Source organism: Pseudomonas sp. KBN10P06128, from assembly GCF_037574945.1.
GTDB lineage: Bacteria > Pseudomonadota > Gammaproteobacteria > Pseudomonadales > Pseudomonadaceae > Pseudomonas > Pseudomonas aeruginosa.
This window is the reverse complement of sequence record NZ_JBBELR010000001.1, coordinates 5,377,875-5,393,008: the sequence shown is the minus strand read 5'-3', so window position 1 is coordinate 5,393,008 and position 15,134 is coordinate 5,377,875. Positions and strand designations below refer to the sequence as shown.

Genomic DNA, 15,134 nt, shown 5'->3' with positions numbered 1-15,134 from the left:
GAAAAGGAATGGCGGGCAGGGTAACGCGCTTTAGCGGTCGGGCAAACCGCGCTGGCGCAGATGGGCCTGGAGGCGGGCGAGCAAGGTTCCCAGGCGCGGCAGCGGTAGTCCCAGGCGCTGCCCATGCTGGCAGGCGTAGCCGAGCAGATAGCCGATTTCCGTGCGCCGGCCGCGGGTGACGTCCTGATGCATCGAGGAATAGTTGGCCGCGGTGGCGTCGATCACCGCCCGGACATCCTCCAGCAGGCTCTTGGCGGCGGCGTCGTAGCCGCTGGCGTGGAGCAACTGGCCGAGTTCGTCGCAAAGCGCGGCGATCTCTTCCGGGTGCTGCCGCAGGCCGCCGTTGCGGCAATCGTGGAGGACGGTCAGCGGGTTGATCGCGCAGTTCAGGGCCAGCTTGCGCCACAGGCGTTCGAGGATGTCGTCGCTCCAGCTGTGCGGGATCCCGGCCTGGGACAGCTGCGCCAGCCAGGCGGGGGCGCTTGTGTCGCGCGGATCGCCGAGCCAGGTGTGCCCGCGGCCGGCGAAGACCACGCGGAAATCGCCATCGCGGAACGCGCCTTCGGTGCTGGAGGCGAACAGGCAGCGGCTGCGCGGCAGGCGGGCGGCGACCGCCTGCTGGCTGCCCAGGCCGTTCTGCAGCAACAGCAGTTCGGCGTTGCCGGCTAGGCGATGGGCCACGCTGGAGGCGGCTTCCTCCGCGTCGTAGGCCTTGCAGGCCAGCAGCAGGCGCTGGATGGGTTGCCCGCCGTCCGGGGTTTCCGCGGCGATCGGGTAGAGGCTGGCCTGGCCGTCTTCCACCAGGCTCAGTCCGCCGGCCTGTTGGTAGCGGCGCAGGCGCTGGCGGTCGCGCAGGATCAGGCGGACGGGCAGGCCGGCGCGCCCGAGGCGCGCGGCCCAGAGGCTGCCGAGGCTACCGGCGCCGAGGATATGCCAGGTCATGGTGGCTACTGCGAATGGCTGACGATAGAGCGAAGTCTAGCGCAGTGCCGGTAGCCGGCAGGTTGCGATCCTGCCGCTGGCATAGGCATCGGGCAACAGGGCCTCGGTGCGCTGCAGCAGTTCGTCGATGCCCAGTGGCAATGCCCCGCTGTCGAGGCCGAGCATGGCGATGCCGGCTTTCAGGCTGATGAAGCCTTCGCTGGTCTTGAAGGCCTTCAGGTTGAGCCCGTCGTGCAGCCGCTTGAAGCTGCTCGACGAGCATTCGTGCAGGTCCTCCACCAGGGTGATCAGGGCGAAATGCTGCTCGTCCAGGCGCACCAGCACGTCCAGCGGCCGGACCAGCTGTTGCAGGCGCCTGGCCACGCCGAGCAGCAGCTCGCGATGGAAGGCCTCGCCGTGCCGCTGGCGCAGGACCGGTGCCTCGGGCATGCCGACCAGCAGGTAGCACAACGCTCCACCGCGGGTTTCCACCTGGCGCAGGCTGTCGGCCAGCTTCTGGCGCAGGTAGCGGGGATTGCCGAGGCCGGTGAGGGTATCCACCAGGTTGCGTTCTTCCATCCGCGCGATGTTTTCGGTGAGCAGGCGGTTTTCCACCAGCAACCGTTGCAGGGTGTTGCACAGGCGGTCGGCTGCGTAGATGCGTGGCACCAGTTGCTCGTTCATCGCGGCCTTGCTGACGAAGTCGTCGACGCCGCGGTCGAAGGCCTCGCCGAGGACGTTCTCGCCCTCCTTGCCGGTGAGCAGGACGATGTAGGTGTAGTGGTTGATGCTTTCGTCCAGTTGGCGGACCCGGGCGGTCAGTTCCAGGCCGTCCATCTCCGGCATCAGCCAGTCGGCCAGGAGCACGCTGACCGGGCGTTGTTCGAGCTGCTGCAGGGCCTCGCTGGCGCTGCTGGCGAAGCGGATGTCCTGGTAGCCGGCCTGGCTGAGGGCGCGGCCGATCATGGCGCTGGAAAACTTGGCGTCGTCGACGACCAGGATGCTGAGATCGGGGTTGGGCATGAACGGACTCGAGAAGAGGATGGGCGCCGGTACGCTGCCGGCAAGGGCCCGGTTCGTCGCGGGAGGCCGGGTCCCGGCCGCGATCGCGCGCGCCATCGGGAAGAAATCGTCGGTCTCCGCCACACCGGCGGGCATTCGCTCGCGAGGGCTCGGTTATAATGGGCGGGCATTTTTTACCGTCAAGCCAGGCGCGGTTCCGTCTGTGAACCCTGTCGCGCCGTCCATCTGGAGAGATGACATGCCTTCGTTCGACGTGGTGTCCGAACTGGACAAACACGAGTTGACCAACGCCGTGGACAACGCCATCAAGGAACTGGATCGCCGTTTCGACCTGAAAGGCAAATGCAGTTTCGAAGCCAAGGACAAGTCGGTGACCCTCACCGCCGAAGCCGATTTCATGCTCGAGCAGATGCTCGACATCCTGCGTTCCAACCTGGTCAAGCGCAAGGTCGACAGCCAGTGCATGGAGATCAAGGATGCCTACCCGTCGGGCAAGGTGGTCAAGCAGGAAGTGAACTTCCGCGAGGGCATCGACAAGGACCTGGCGAAGAAGATCGTCGGCCTGATCAAGGAGCGCAAGCTCAAGGTCCAGGCCGCCATCCAGGGCGAGCAGGTGCGCGTCACCGGCAAGAAGCGCGACGATCTGCAGGAGGCCATCGCCCTGCTGCGCGGCGAATCCCTCGGCATGCCGCTGCAGTTCACCAACTTCCGCGATTGACGAGGTTTTTCGGAACCTCTCGCCATCCCGGGCATCGCAATAGGGAGTAGCGCCGCTGCGACCTCTCCCGCGTTGTCCGCCCCTGTCGGCGCAGCGTCGGTTCGTCCGCGCTGCGCCGATTCGTATCCAGGCCCGGGAACGTCGGCCCACGGCGTCCGGGCAGGAATCTTCAAGCCCGTCCCGTTTCCGTTGCGGAAGGGAGGGGTGTTTTTTCGAGAAATGGAGGTAATGCATGGAATTGAACTACGACCGACTGGTGCAGCAGACCGAGTCCTGGCTGCCGATCGTGCTGGAGTACAGCGGCAAGGTCGCCCTGGCGCTGCTGACCCTGGCGATCGGCTGGTGGCTGATCAACACCCTGACCGGCCGGGTCGGCGGCCTGCTCGCCAGGCGCAGCGTCGACCGCACCCTGCAGGGCTTCGTCGGCAGCCTGGTGAGCATCGTCCTGAAGATCCTGCTGGTGGTCAGCGTGGCTTCCATGATCGGCATCCAGACCACCAGCTTCGTCGCCGCCATCGGCGCCGCCGGCCTGGCCATCGGCCTGGCCCTGCAGGGCAGCCTGGCTAACTTCGCTGGCGGCGTGCTGATCCTGCTGTTCCGCCCGTTCAAGGTCGGCGACTGGATCGAGGCGCAGGGCGTGGCCGGTACCGTGGATTCGATCCTGATCTTCCACACCGTGCTGCGTAGCGGCGACAACAAGCGGATCATCGTGCCCAACGGGGCGCTGTCCAACGGAACGGTGACCAACTACTCCGCCGAGCCGCTGCGCAAGGTGATCTTCGACGTCGGCATCGACTACGACGCCGACCTGAAGAATGCGCAGAACATTCTCCTGGCCATGGCCGACGACCCGCGGGTTCTGAAGGACCCGGCACCGGTGGCGGTGGTTTCCAATCTCGGCGAAAGCGCGATTACCCTGTCCCTGAGGGTCTGGGTGAAGAACGCCGACTACTGGGACGTGATGTTCATGTTCAACGAAAAGGCCCGCGACGCGCTGGGCAAGGAAGGTATCGGCATTCCCTTCCCGCAGCGGGTGGTCAAGGTTGTGCAGGGCGCGATGGCCGACTGAGGTCCGTACGATCCACGAAAAAGGCCGGCGAATGCCGGCCTTTTTCATTCTTGCCTCAGTGCTGCTCGGCGTTCTGGTGGCCCGGCGCCGGCGTCTCGCTGGACGGCGCGCGGCGCAGCCACAACCAGCCGATCAGCAGCAGGGTGGGAATGCCCATCACCGCGGTGACGTAGAAGAAGTGCTCGTAGCCGAGGCTCTCGACCATGGTTCCGGAGTAGCCGCCGATGAAGCGCGGCAGCAGGAGCATGGTCGAGCTGAGCATGGCGTACTGGGTGGCGGAGAACTTCAGGTTGGTCAGGCTCGACAGGTAGGCGACGAAGGCCGAGGCGGCGAGGCCGCCGCTGAAGTTGTCGAGGGTGATGGTCATCACCAGCATCAGCACGTGCGGCTCGAGCGCCATCACCAGGCTGATCACGTCATGGCTGGGCAGGGCCTCGGCGTGCAGCGGGCCGAGCTGGGCGAGCATGGCGAACAGCAGGTTGGTGGCAGCCGAAGCGGCACCGCCGATGAACAGGATGGAGAGGATGCTGAAGCGGGCGATCAGCACCCCGCCGGCGGCGGCGCCGATCAGGGTCATGAGTACGCCGAAGACCTTGCTGACACTGGCGATGACTTCCTTGGAGAAGCCCATGTCGATGTAGAAGACCCCGGCCATCACCCCCATCACCGTGTCCGACAGGCGATAGGTGGAGATCAGGCCGAGCAGCAGCAGGGCCTGCCAGCGATAGCGCTGGACGAACTCGGTGATCGGCGTCAGCACCGGGGCCATCAGCAGGCGTCCGGGTGCCGACAGGCAGGACGCGGCGATCAGCAGGAACAGCGTGCCGCGCGGCCAGGCACCGGAGTAGTAGGCGCGGCACATGGCGGTGACGGTGACGAGGAGGATGATCAGCACCATCACCGAGACCGCCTGGTGGACGAAATCGAACAGCGGCACTTCCTTGCCGCGCGCCGCCACCAGCAGCGGCCTGCGCACGGTGGCGAGCAGTTCGCGGACCGGGCGAATCTGCTGGCGTCCCCATGGCGACAGGCAGATCCCCATGAGCAGCGCGTAGAGGCCGGCGCGCGGCCAGGCGCGGTCGAGGAGGGCGGTGATCATCGCCGGCAGCGAAATCAGCAGGATCAGCAGCAGGAGCACCGAGAGCAGTTGGTGGTTGAAGTCGAAACGCGACGGATTGACGTGGATCGGCACGTCCACCGCCGGCTCGCGGATCAGCAGGCTGGTGACCAGCCCGGGCAGGATCAGCAGGGCGAACAACGCATAGGTCAGGCCCCAGGCCGACTGGCTGTAGTTGAGGCTGGTGGAGCCGAACCATTCGGCGAGAATCAGCGCGCCGGCGCTGGCCAGCAGGATCGCCGCGCGGTAGCCGGTCATGTAGCAGGCAGCGAGGGCGGCCTGGCGGCTATCCTCGGCGATTTCCAGGCGGTAGGCGTCGATCGCGATGTCCTGGGTGGCGGAGGCGAACGCCACCAGCAGGGCCAGGCCGATCAGCCAGGGCAGGTGGCTCTGCGGATTGCACAGGGCCATGCCGAGCAGTCCCAGGGCGATCAGCACCTGCGAGAACACCAGCCAGGAACGGCGCCGGCCGAGACGGCCGACGAAGGGCAGGCGCCACTGGTCGAGCATCGGCGACCAGACCCACTTGAAGGCGTACACCAGCCCCAGCCAACTGGCGAAACCGATGGTATCCCGCGCCACGCCGGCTTCGCGCAGCCACACCGACAGGGTGTTGAACACCAGCATGGTGGGCAGGCCGGCGGCGAAGCCGAGCAGCAGGAGGGCCAGGCTGGCGGGAGACTTGTAGGCGACCAGGGCCTCTCGCCAGGATTGCTGAGTCATGGGGTAACCGTTCCGCAAAAAATAACGCGCACTCTAACCGCTCTACTTCGCTGTAAGCCAGCCATGCCGACGTATGTCCACCCTGTCGTTGTGCAGGAGAACGCCTTCCTCGCGCAAGCGTGCGCGTTGTTCGCGACCGCCGGGACTGTCCGCCGGCAGGCTGATGCGACCGCCGGCGGCGAGAACCCGATGCCAGGGCAGGCGGGTATCCACCGGCAACTGGCTGAGCGTCCTGCCGACCCAGCGGGCGGCGCGGCCTAGGCCGGCCAGTTCGGCCAGTTGCCCGTAGCTGACCACCTGCCCCGGCGGCACCTGCGCCAGCACCAGGTACAGGGCCTCGCGGCGCGCCTGGGCACTTGCCGGGTCGCTGCCGGCCCAGGCATGCTCATCGGTTTTCCCTTTCCTGTCCGCCTTGTGAACGCCCATGTCGCTCAGAGCCCTCTGTTCAATCGTCGTGATGCTCCTGGCCGGCCCCGCGCTGGCCGACACCGTATGGCTGGACAACGGCGACCGCCTGTCCGGCGAGATCGTGCTGATGGACGGCGGCAAGCTGGCGCTGAAGACCCGTTATGCCGGCCAGGTGCTGATCGATTGGAAGGATATCGACACCATCAGTTCCGACAAACCCCTGCTGATCAAGCAGCAGGGCGTATCCGGGCAGCGTAGCCGAACCCTGGAGGCGGCGGGCAAGGGCATGGTGCGGATCGTCGATGGCGGCAGCCATACCGTCCCGCTGGCCAGTATTCGCCAGATGGTGCCGCCGCGACCGCTGGTGGAGGACCTGGTCTGGGAGGGCAATCTCGACGTCAAGCTGGATAGCAAGCGCAACGACAGCGACAAGGACGAATGGAAGCTCAAGGGTGATACCCGGCTTCGCCATGGTGCCTGGCGCCACGTGCTGGCGGGGGAAGTGGAGCGGGAAAAGAAGGACGGGCGCAAGGTCGAGGACAACTGGGAGCTGGACTACGACCTCGATCGCTTCTTCGACGAACACTGGTTCTGGCGCGGCAGCTATTCGCAGAAGCACGATGCGATCGACAACCTGGAGCGCCAGAGCGCGCTGGGAACCGGCCCCGGCTACCAGTTCTGGGACGACGAACTCGGGCGTTTCGACCTGGTCGCCGAGATCAGTCGCTGGCAACTGGAGTGGCGCGATCAGCCGCGCGAGGATTTCACCTCCTATTCGCTGGAGTGGGACTACAAGCGGCTGCTCGCCGGCACCCGGCTGGAGCTGTACAGCAAGGGAACCGTGCTGGTTCCCGGCATCGAGCGGATCGACTACCTGCTCGACAGCGAATACGGCCTGCGCTATCGCCTGAACAGTTGGGCGCGTCTTTCGTTCCTCTATGAACTGGACCAGTTGCGCACCGAGGGGGGCACCCAGTCCGACCGGCATTACCTGATCGGGGTCGGCGTCGGCTGGTGATGCGGCTCACCTTTCGGTCGATCCGGCTGAACTTTACCGCCCGTGCCCCGGTCCTTGCTCTGCCGCCCGGCATTTGGATAATGCCGGCCTCTTCGAACCCAACTCAGTTGATTTGTGCTCATGTTGTCGAGAATCCTGCTGTGCCTCGCTGCCCTTGCAAGTTCCACCTCTGCCCTTGCCGATACGGTCTGGATGAAGAACGGTGACCGCCTTACCGGCAAGATCACCCTGTTCGACGGCGGCAAGCTGCTGCTGAAGACCGACTATGGCGGCGACATCACGCTCAAGTGGGACAAGATCTCCACCTTCGAGAGCGAGCAGAACCTGCTGGTCAAGCAGGATGCCGAGACCGGCGAGCATTCCAAGGGCATCAGGGCCGCCGGGCCGGGCCAGGTGACCCTGGTCAATGGCGAGCCGAAGACCGTGGAGCTGGCCAGCATCCAGCAGATGATGCCGCCCAAGCCGATCCTCCAGGACTGGGTATGGAACGGCAACGTCGATTTCTCGCTGGACCGCAAGCAGGCCGAGAACGATGTGTCCGACTACGACATCGATTTCAAGACCAACGCCCGCCACGGACTCTGGCGCCACAACGTGCAGGGCGAGTACAACCGCGAGAAGAAGAACGGCCTGGTCAGTACCGACAATTATTCCGGCCAGTACGCGCTGGACCGCTTCATCGACGACCACTGGTTCTGGCAGGGCCAGGTCGCCTACAAGCGCGACATGATCGAGGACCTGGCGAAGAAGCGTACCGTCGGTACCGGCCCTGGCTACCAGTTCTGGGACAACGAGCTGGGCGCGTTCTCCATCGCCACCCTGGTCAACCGCAACGACTACGAGTTCGCCGACGGCGAGAAGGAACACTTCTATTCGTCGAGCTTCAAGTGGGACTACAACCGCTACCTGCTGGCCAAGCAGTTCGAGCTGTTCACCAACGGCGAGGTCAGCAAGCCGCTGCAATCCGGCCTGGACTACGAGCTGCAGACCGAGGCGGGGATCCGCTACAAGCTGACCAGTTGGGCTTCGCTGAGCATGAAGGCGGAATGGGACAAGTTCAGCGGCAACGACGGCAACGTCAACCAGCGCCGCTATACCTTCGGCCTCGGGGTCGGCTGGTAAGCCGGCCTGCACGAAAAAGCCCCGCGATAGCGGGGCTTTTTCCTTGCCGGGCCGGGGCCTACAGGCGCAGGCCGCCGTCCAGTTCGAGAACGCGGCCGGTGTAGTAGTCGTTCTCAAAGATGTAGGCCACCGAATGGGCGATCTCCACCGGCTTGCCCATGCGCTTCAGAGGGATGCCGGCGGTCATCTTCTCCAGCGCCTCGGGTTTCATCCCGGCGGTCATCTCGGTCTCGATGAAGCCCGGCGCCACGCCGGCCACGCGGATGCCGTAGCGCGCCAGTTCCTTCGCCCAGACCACGGTATCCGCGGCGACCCCGGCCTTGGCTGCCGAGTAGTTGGCCTGGCCCATGTTGCCGGCGCGGGAGATCGAGGAAATGTTGACGATCGCGCCTTCGTTCTTCAGCTCGATCATCTTCGCCGCCACTTCGCGGGTGCAAAGGAACACACCGGTGAGGTTGACGTCGATCACCGATTGCCATTGGGCCAGGCTCATCTTGCTCAACTGGCCGTCCTTGACCTTGATGGTCAGGCCGTCGCGGAGGATGCCGGCGTTGTTGACCAGGCCGTTGATCGCGCCGAAGTCGCTGGCGACCTGGGCCACCATGTGGGTAACCTGTTCCTCGTCCGCCACGTTGCACACGTAGGCGCGAGCGTCGCCGCCGGCGGCCTTGCAGGCAGCGACGGCTTCGTCGAGACGTTCGCGGTTGAGATCGACCAGGGCCAGCCTGGCGCCCTTGCCGGCGAGATATTCGCCCATTGCCCGACCGAGCCCCTGGCAGCCGCCGGTGATGATGATGACCTTGTCTTTCAATTGCATTGCTTGGAACCCCACGAGCAGTTTCTGGAAGCGGACCTTGCCGGCACCTGCGAACGTACTTTGATATGCCCGTCCGTTTACGACGGATTCTATGCAAGGAGTCATAAATTGAGCGTTGAAGCTGCAAAGAATGCCCGAGAATTGCTGCTCAAGGAATACCGTGCGGTCCTTTCCACCCACTCGAAGAAATGGCCGGGCTTTCCCTTCGGCTCGGTGGTTCCCTATTGCCTGGATGCCGAAGGCCGGCCGCTGATCCTGATCAGCCGGATCGCCCAGCACACCCACAACCTGCAGGCGGACCCTCGCTGCTCGATGCTGGTAGGCGAGCGCGGCGCCGAGGATATCCAGGCTGTCGGCCGCCTCACCCTGCTGGCCGAGGCGCGGCAATTGGCGGAGGAGGAGGTCGCCGCGGCGGCCGAGCGTTACTACCGCTATTTCCCCGAGTCCGCCGACTACCATCGGGTCCACGATTTCGATTTCTGGGTGCTGCAGCCGGTCCAGTGGCGTTTCATCGGCGGTTTCGGCGCGATCCACTGGCTGGCCGCCGAGCGCGTGCCGCTGGCCAATCCGTTCGCCGGAGAAGCCGAGCGCGGCATGGTCGAGCACATGAACAACGACCACGCCGCCGCCATCGCCCACTATGTGGAACTGGCCGGACTGCCGGCGCATGCCGCGGCGCAGCTGGCGGGAATTGATACAGAAGGTTTCCACCTGCGCATCGGCCAGGGCCTGCACTGGCTGCCGTTCCCCGCCGCCTGCGGCAACCCCGGGGCCGTGCGCCAGGCGCTGGTGCAACTGGCCAGGGCCGAGCGCTGGCCGACCGTCGAGCCGGAGCAGGGTTGAATTCTTCCCCGGCTGGCGCCAACTACTGGTGGTACCGGGGGCAAACGGGCCCCGCCAAGGACTCTGAAATGCGCGCTTTCCTCTTTCTGCTGTTGCTCTTCCCGCTGGTCGAGCTGGCCGTCCTGATCAAGGTCGGCAGTGTCATCGGGGTCGGCTGGACCCTGTTCCTGATCGTCGCCAGCGCCTTCATCGGTGCCGCATTGTTGCGCGTGGCCGGTGTGGCCACCGCCTGGCGCGCCCGCGAACGACTGGCCCGTGGCGAACTGCCGGAGCAGGAAATGCTCGAAGGCCTGTTGATCGCCGTCGGCGGCGGCCTGCTGATGCTGCCGGGTTTCATCAGCGACATCTTCGGCATCCTCTGCCTGATTCCTTTCACCCGTCGCCTGATGCTCGGCGGCCTGCGCCGCCGCGTCGAACAGCAGGCGCTGCGCCGGCGCGCCTTTGCCGACGACCTGAACGCCCGCTACGGACAGGGTCCGTCGCGGCCGAACGTCATCGAGGGCGAGTACGAGCGCCGCGATGATTCGCGCAACTGAAAAAAATTTTCACTGCATGCCCTTGAAATGGCTTGTGGCGACCTTATGTAACGGTCACCGCAAGGTCCCTGCCACAAGGGCAGGCTGTCTTACGCGGCTCGCACGTCGAGTCGCAACCCGGCAACGCCGGCTTCAACAAAACCCGCCGGACTTCGATCCGGCCGTTGGAAACCACTGTTTGGGAGAGTTACGACTATGAAGCTTCGTCCTCTGCATGATCGCGTCGTTATCCGTCGCAGCGAGGAAGAGACCAAGACCGCAGGCGGCATCGTGCTGCCGGGTTCCGCCGCCGAGAAGCCGAACCGCGGTGAAGTGGTAGCCGTAGGTACCGGTCGTGTACTGGACAACGGCGAAGTGCGCGCTCTGGCAGTGAAGGTGGGCGACAAGGTGGTCTTCGGGCCTTACTCCGGCAGCAACGCCATCAAGGTCGATGGCGAGGAACTGCTGGTGATGGGCGAGTCCGAAATCCTCGCCGTCCTGGAAGACTGATCGGTCTCACCACTCCGTTTTCACCGAATTCGATTTAGAGGAAAGAGAACATGGCTGCCAAAGAAGTTAAGTTCGGCGATTCCGCTCGCAAGAAAATGCTGGTCGGCGTGAACGTGCTGGCCGATGCCGTCAAGGCCACCCTCGGCCCGAAAGGCCGCAACGTGGTTCTGGACAAGTCCTTCGGCGCTCCGACCATCACCAAGGATGGCGTTTCCGTCGCCAAGGAAATCGAGCTGAAAGACAAGTTCGAGAACATGGGCGCGCAACTGGTGAAAGACGTTGCCTCCAAGGCCAACGATGCTGCCGGTGACGGCACCACCACCGCGACCGTCCTGGCCCAGGCCATCGTCAACGAAGGCCTGAAGGCCGTTGCCGCCGGCATGAACCCGATGGACCTGAAGCGCGGTATCGACAAGGCCACCGTGGCCATCGTCGCCCAGCTGAAAGAGCTGGCCAAGCCCTGCGCCGACACCAAGGCCATCGCCCAGGTAGGCACCATCTCCGCCAACTCCGACGAGTCCATCGGCCAGATCATTGCCGAAGCCATGGAAAAAGTCGGTAAAGAAGGCGTGATCACCGTCGAGGAAGGCTCGGGCCTGGAAAACGAACTGTCCGTCGTCGAAGGCATGCAGTTCGATCGCGGCTACCTGTCCCCCTACTTCGTGAACAAGCCGGACACCATGGCTGCCGAGCTGGATAGCCCGCTGCTGCTGCTGGTCGACAAGAAGATCTCCAACATCCGCGAAATGCTGCCGGTGCTGGAAGCCGTCGCCAAGGCCGGCCGTCCGCTGCTGATCGTCGCCGAGGACGTCGAGGGCGAAGCCCTGGCCACCCTGGTGGTGAACAACATGCGTGGCATCGTCAAGGTCGCGGCCGTCAAGGCTCCGGGCTTCGGCGACCGCCGCAAGGCCATGCTGCAGGACATCGCCATCCTCACCGGCGGTACCGTGATCAGCGAAGAAGTCGGCCTGAGCCTGGAAGGCGCTACCCTGGAGCACCTGGGCAACGCCAAGCGCGTCGTGATCAACAAGGAAAACACCACCATCATCGATGGCGCCGGTGTGCAGGCTGATATCGAAGCCCGCGTCCTGCAGATCCGCAAGCAGATCGAGGAAACCACTTCCGACTACGACCGCGAGAAGCTGCAAGAGCGCCTGGCCAAGCTGGCCGGCGGTGTTGCCGTGATCAAGGTAGGCGCTGCCACCGAAGTCGAGATGAAAGAGAAGAAAGCCCGCGTCGAAGACGCCCTGCACGCTACCCGTGCGGCGGTGGAAGAGGGCGTGGTTCCCGGCGGCGGCGTAGCCCTGGTTCGTGCCCTGCAAGCCATCGAAGGCCTGAAGGGTGACAACGAGGAGCAGAACGTCGGTATCGCCCTGCTGCGTCGCGCCGTCGAATCGCCGCTGCGCCAGATCGTGGCCAACGCCGGCGACGAGCCGAGCGTAGTGGTCGACAAGGTCAAGCAGGGTTCCGGCAACTACGGCTTCAATGCTGCTACCGGCGTGTACGGCGACATGATCGAGATGGGCATCCTGGACCCGGCCAAGGTCACTCGTTCCGCTCTGCAGGCTGCGGCCTCCATCGGCGGTCTGATGATCACCACCGAAGCCATGGTTGCCGAGATCGTGGAAGACAAGCCGGCCATGGGCGGCATGCCTGACATGGGCGGCATGGGCGGCATGGGCGGCATGATGTAAGCCGACCGGCCCCTGTGGTTGGAAAAGCCCCGCTTCGGCGGGGCTTTTTTTATTCCTCAGCGCGGGCAGTCCTGGCGGTAGCCCGGCAGCTCCTTTGCCGCCGGTTCGCAGGCCAGGCGCAGCGCCTGCTTCAGGTCGTCGGGCAGAGTGGCGCGGCTGATCGGCCGCCAGTGCATGCGTTCGCCGAAATAGCGCGCCCAGTGGAATTCGATGAAATAGCTCTGCCGATCCTTGTCGAAGGCGTTCTCGTCCTCGGCGTAGCCGGCCAGGGCGCGGTAGGGATCGTCGCCAAGCCCGGCGAGAGCGTCCGGCAGCGCCTCGGGCGGGATCTCCGCGCCACGCGCATCGTGCAGCCAGACCCAGTGGTTTTCCTGCATCTTCTTCCAGAAGTCGGTGGCCTGGGGTAGCCGGCCGATCACCTTCACCGGTACGCCCTGTTTCGGGTCCAGGCGCCAGAGCGCGCTACTCAGGTGATGGCGATCGGTGAGGTAGAAGCGGCCGCCGGGGCCGATCACCACCGGAATCTCCTTCTTGCGCAAGTAGCGCTCGAGAGCCTTGGGCTTCTTCCCGGCGAGCTTGGCCTGGTCATCCTCGACCTGCAGCAGGCCGACATTCTGCTGGGTCGGGTGGAGGGCCGCGAGCGGCAGCTCGCACCAGCTACCGACAGAGGTTTGCGGCGAGCAATCCTCGGCCTGGGCGGTGGCGGACAGGAACAGGCAGCAAAGCAGCAGGGCTGGGCGCATGGGGGACTCCGGCGAAGGAAGGGGAAAGGTTCCCTAGACTGGCACGCTTCGGGCGATCCGGCGTACTCCGGCCTTTGATAGGTGCCTCGCTTTGTGCCAATCTTGCCGACAGGAGATGGCATTCCTCCTTCAACCGCCCCTGGGGCTGATGATGCCTACGCATGAACCTGGAAAGGCGCGTAGGCGCTCGCCTGCCGCCTGTCCGAATCGCTCCTACAAGGACAGGACTATGTGGAAATCCATTCTCGCCATCGCCCTCGGCGCCGCCCTGGGGGCGTTGCTGCGCTGGTTCCTCGGGCTAAAGCTGAACAGCCTGCTGCCCAGCATTCCCCCCGGCACGCTGCTGGCCAACCTGGTCGGCGGCTATGTCATCGGCGCGGCGATTGCCTATTTCGCCCAGGCGCCGGGCATCGCTCCGGAATGGCGGCTACTGATCATCACCGGGTTCTGCGGCGGCCTGACCACTTTCTCCACCTTTTCCGCCGAGGTCGTCAGCCTGCTTCAGGAGGGCCGCCTGGGCTGGGCCGCCGGGGCCATCGCGACGCACGTCAGCGGCTCGTTGCTGATGACTCTGCTGGGGTTGTTCTCGATGAACTGGATGCTGGGCAAATAGCGCAGCGGGAGGACCGACCATGCAAGGCTATCAACTGACCTTCATCACCCAGCAGGGGCGCTGCCACCAGGGCCAGCCGATCTGCGACTGGCTGCTGCAAGAGGCGCGCCGCCTGGGCGTGCGCGGTGCCACCGCGTTGGCTGCCAGCGAAGGCTTCGGCCAGAGCGGCCGGCTGCATTCGATGCATTTCTTCGAGCTGGCCGACCAGCCGCAGGAAATCCTCATGGCGGTCGATCCCGAGCAGGCAGAACGGCTGTTCGAGTCGATCCGCCAGGCCGGCGTGCGGCTGTTCTACATGAAGGTGCCCATCGAGTTCGGCGTGCTGGGAGCGGACGAACCGTCTCCCTGAACGCGGTTTTCGTCGGCGCCGCCGTTGCGCTGTCCTCGCTTCTCCGGTCGGTAGAGCATCAGGCGGTACAGGCCGAGGCAGATCAGCCAGTCGAACAGCATCGTCCACAGGTTGTGCGAGAGGAAGTGCGCACCTTGCAGCATGCGCGACAGCGACAGCAGGCAGCCCATGGCGAAGGCGAAGGCCAGGGCGTAGCGCGCCAGCCTGGGCTTGCGGTCGCGCAGGGCGAAGAACAGCGCGAACAGGACGAATCCGGACGATGCGTGCCCGCCCGGCCAGCAGCGTCCGGGGTGCTCGGTCGGCGGCCGCGGGCTGAGCAGCGAACTGTAGGTTTCCTCGCCGCCGAACTGCGCCAGGCTCCAGGGGCACTGCACGGCGGTGAGCGCCTTGAGCGGAGTGACTATGCTGGCTGCAAGGCTCATGGCGAGGAACACATAGGCCAGCGGCCTGCTCAGTGCGCGCCATGGCCGGTGGAACAGTCCGGCGATGGAGACCAGCAGGCCGAGGACGCTGATGGCGATCACCAGTTGCTTGACCCGGTCGTGCAGGATGTTCTCCAGGAACCAGCTGTGCCGGCCGATGAAGCCGGCGCCCGGGTCGTACATCAAGTTGGCCAGGGCGAGGTCGAGGGTCACCGGCTCGAAGGCCAGCAGCAGTGCCGCCAGGCCCAGCGGCAGGGCGAGGAACAGCCAGGGGTTGAATGGACGGGAAGGGGAATGGACGGCGGCCTGGGTCATGCGATCTCCAACGCTGGCGTTGACGTTCTCTTGACTTCGACGCTGGTTAAATCCACCGCCGGGGTTCGTGCGCATCCGCAAAGCCGCTATGATCGGCGGCCATGGAAGACGCCATGCAGTCTCTGGTGGCGAGCGTAGAGCCGGTGTGAATCGCCGGTGAAGAATCCGTAAATGCGCGAGAGGCGCTCGATCGG

General features: G+C 65.2%; 17 protein-coding genes and 1 riboswitch. Of the genes, 10 read left to right on the top strand and 7 right to left on the bottom strand.

All coding sequences use genetic code 11. The features are described 5' to 3' along the window. Positions 1 to 30 precede the first annotated feature (30 nt). Entirely contained in the window at positions 31 to 942 is a 912-nt protein-coding gene (locus VQ065_RS25215; protein ID WP_003094086.1) for a putative 2-dehydropantoate 2-reductase, read from the bottom strand. 36 nt (positions 943 to 978) lie between these two features. Beyond that, a complete protein-coding gene (locus VQ065_RS25210) occupies positions 979 to 2,079 on the bottom strand; it encodes a GGDEF domain-containing response regulator (protein ID WP_003110161.1) in 1,101 nt (366 codons plus the stop codon). Positions 2,080 to 2,182: 103 nt separating this feature from the next. On the opposite strand from VQ065_RS25210, the gene VQ065_RS25205 reads away from it, so the two are divergent. Together VQ065_RS25205 and VQ065_RS25200 are read left to right on the top strand one after the other, a co-directional pair. Further along, on the top strand, positions 2,183 to 2,662 hold the full coding sequence (locus tag VQ065_RS25205; protein WP_003094081.1) for a YajQ family cyclic di-GMP-binding protein: 480 nt from the start codon (positions 2,183 to 2,185) through the stop codon (positions 2,660 to 2,662). 232 nt (positions 2,663 to 2,894) lie between these two features. Beyond that, a complete protein-coding gene (locus tag VQ065_RS25200; RefSeq protein WP_003094078.1) occupies positions 2,895 to 3,731 on the top strand; it encodes a mechanosensitive ion channel family protein in 837 nt (278 codons plus the stop codon). A gap of 55 nt (positions 3,732 to 3,786) precedes the next feature. Here the strand turns inward: VQ065_RS25200 and ampG are convergent, their stop codons facing one another. Both ampG and VQ065_RS25190 read right to left on the bottom strand, forming a co-directional pair. Beyond that, positions 3,787 to 5,571: an MFS transporter AmpG gene (gene ampG, locus VQ065_RS25195; RefSeq protein ID WP_003094076.1), complete on the bottom strand. Its 1,785-nt coding sequence runs from the start codon at positions 5,569 to 5,571 to the stop codon at positions 3,787 to 3,789. 42 nt (positions 5,572 to 5,613) lie between these two features. After that, entirely contained in the window at positions 5,614 to 5,997 is a 384-nt protein-coding gene (locus VQ065_RS25190; RefSeq protein WP_003094074.1) for an MGMT family protein, read from the bottom strand. On the opposite strand from VQ065_RS25190, the gene VQ065_RS25185 reads away from it, so the two are divergent. Both VQ065_RS25185 and VQ065_RS25180 read left to right on the top strand, forming a co-directional pair. Continuing rightward, a complete protein-coding gene (locus VQ065_RS25185; RefSeq protein ID WP_003120893.1) occupies positions 5,996 to 6,997 on the top strand; it encodes a DUF481 domain-containing protein in 1,002 nt (333 codons plus the stop codon). The two genes, VQ065_RS25190 and VQ065_RS25185, sit on opposite strands and share 2 nt — an antisense overlap. A 114-nt stretch (positions 6,998 to 7,111) precedes the next feature. Beyond that, a complete protein-coding gene (locus tag VQ065_RS25180; protein ID WP_003134709.1) occupies positions 7,112 to 8,119 on the top strand; it encodes a DUF481 domain-containing protein in 1,008 nt (335 codons plus the stop codon). A 58-nt stretch (positions 8,120 to 8,177) separates the two neighbouring features. Here the strand turns inward: VQ065_RS25180 and VQ065_RS25175 are convergent, their stop codons facing one another. Beyond that, positions 8,178 to 8,936: an SDR family oxidoreductase gene (locus VQ065_RS25175; protein ID WP_003094072.1), complete on the bottom strand. Its 759-nt coding sequence runs from the start codon at positions 8,934 to 8,936 to the stop codon at positions 8,178 to 8,180. Between the two features lie 108 nt (positions 8,937 to 9,044). Between VQ065_RS25175 and VQ065_RS25170 the strand changes: the two genes are divergently transcribed. The 4 genes from VQ065_RS25170 (at position 9,045) to groL (ending at position 12,498) form a co-directional block, all read left to right on the top strand. Further along, entirely contained in the window at positions 9,045 to 9,779 is a 735-nt protein-coding gene (locus VQ065_RS25170; RefSeq protein WP_003094069.1) for a HugZ family pyridoxamine 5'-phosphate oxidase, read from the top strand. A gap of 68 nt (positions 9,780 to 9,847) precedes the next feature. Then, positions 9,848 to 10,315, top strand: a complete 468-nt coding sequence (locus tag VQ065_RS25165) for an FxsA family protein (protein WP_003094066.1) — start codon at positions 9,848 to 9,850, stop codon at positions 10,313 to 10,315. Between the two features lie 195 nt (positions 10,316 to 10,510). Then, the gene (locus VQ065_RS25160) at positions 10,511 to 10,804 is read left to right on the top strand and encodes a co-chaperone GroES (protein WP_003094064.1); all 294 of its coding nucleotides are present in this window, start codon (positions 10,511 to 10,513) and stop codon (positions 10,802 to 10,804) included. Between the two features lie 50 nt (positions 10,805 to 10,854). Then, positions 10,855 to 12,498: a chaperonin GroEL gene (gene groL / locus VQ065_RS25155; protein WP_003094059.1), complete on the top strand. Its 1,644-nt coding sequence runs from the start codon at positions 10,855 to 10,857 to the stop codon at positions 12,496 to 12,498. A gap of 56 nt (positions 12,499 to 12,554) precedes the next feature. Here groL and VQ065_RS25150 read toward each other — a convergent pair whose 3' ends face one another. Continuing rightward, positions 12,555 to 13,241, bottom strand: coding sequence for a ParB-like protein (locus VQ065_RS25150; RefSeq protein WP_003094054.1), 687 nt, complete (start codon positions 13,239 to 13,241; stop codon positions 12,555 to 12,557). Positions 13,242 to 13,343: 102 nt separating this feature from the next. After that, a riboswitch (Fluoride riboswitch) is annotated at positions 13,344 to 13,406 on the top strand. 64 nt (positions 13,407 to 13,470) lie between these two features. On the opposite strand from VQ065_RS25150, the gene crcB reads away from it, so the two are divergent. Together crcB and VQ065_RS25140 are read left to right on the top strand one after the other, a co-directional pair. After that, on the top strand, positions 13,471 to 13,854 hold the full coding sequence (crcB, locus tag VQ065_RS25145; protein WP_003094051.1) for a fluoride efflux transporter CrcB: 384 nt from the start codon (positions 13,471 to 13,473) through the stop codon (positions 13,852 to 13,854). 19 nt (positions 13,855 to 13,873) lie between these two features. Beyond that, positions 13,874 to 14,203 (top strand): DUF190 domain-containing protein, encoded by a 330-nt coding sequence (locus VQ065_RS25140; RefSeq protein ID WP_003094048.1) that lies wholly within the window; start codon positions 13,874 to 13,876, stop codon positions 14,201 to 14,203. Here VQ065_RS25140 and VQ065_RS25135 read toward each other — a convergent pair. Then, a complete protein-coding gene (locus VQ065_RS25135) occupies positions 14,146 to 14,940 on the bottom strand; it encodes a phosphatase PAP2 family protein (protein ID WP_003094044.1) in 795 nt (264 codons plus the stop codon). The two genes, VQ065_RS25140 and VQ065_RS25135, sit on opposite strands and share 58 nt — an antisense overlap. Positions 14,941 to 15,134: the final 194 nt, after the last annotated feature.